Source organism: Fructilactobacillus sp. X1R3C1 (assembly GCF_059901545.1).
In genome coordinates this window covers 1-239 of sequence record NZ_JBWXUT010000029.1, presented here as the reverse complement: position 1 = coordinate 239, position 239 = coordinate 1, and the positions used below count along the sequence as shown (strand labels likewise).

Sequence of the window (239 nt, the reverse complement as noted above, 5' to 3'; positions counted from 1 at the left end):
GCTGACGCGTGTGCTGGGCGGCCGTGAAACCCTGGCGGCCAGCCTGCTGACCACGGCCTGGATACTGATCGTGGCACTGCCGCTGGTGTGGCTGGGGTTCAACCTGGCCGATCATATTCGCGATGCTACGGCGTTTGTGCGTGACGTGCAGGTCGACGGGCTGCCCGATGCGCCGGCCTGGCTGGGTGGCATTCCATTTGTGGGCGAGCGCCTGGTCAACGGGTGGCAATCCCTGGACC

The 239-nt window shown here is 66.5% G+C and carries 1 protein-coding gene; it reads left to right on the top strand.

The annotated features are described in order from the left end of the window. Positions 1-239 (top strand): hypothetical protein (locus AC6UD8_RS07070; RefSeq protein WP_500723604.1); only part of this gene is annotated, 239 nt, incomplete at both ends.